This is a genomic window from Pseudomonas sp. SIMBA_067 (genome assembly GCF_046534675.1).
Lineage (GTDB): Bacteria > Pseudomonadota > Gammaproteobacteria > Pseudomonadales > Pseudomonadaceae > Aquipseudomonas > Aquipseudomonas putida.
The window spans coordinates 1-266 of the sequence record NZ_JAWRYH010000569.1; the positions used below are offsets into that span (position 1 = coordinate 1).

At 65.0% G+C, this 266-nt stretch carries 1 protein-coding gene; it reads left to right on the forward strand.

Translation table 11 applies throughout. The annotated features are described in order from the left end of the window. On the forward strand, window positions 1-266 hold a 266-nt coding region (locus SB765_RS30355; protein WP_410932586.1), incomplete at both ends, for a hypothetical protein.

Genomic DNA, 266 nt, shown 5'->3' on the forward strand with positions numbered 1-266 from the left:
GCCGTTTGCAGGGCACCCCGTCGGGTCAGGTGATCGAGGCCATCTCGGCTGCTACACCGGATGAGGCTGGACGCCAGCGCGTTCTCCGCTACCTGGGCAAGCACCCGGCCGAGCAGATCGCCTTTGTGGTTCTCGACCTGGAAAACGACGATCAAGCGCTTCAGGCCACGTTCGACAGCCTGCTGGCCAGCGGCATACGCAACTTCAAGCTGCTGGTGCTCAAGGCTGGCAAGCCACCGGCCATCACCACGCCGCGCGACACGCTG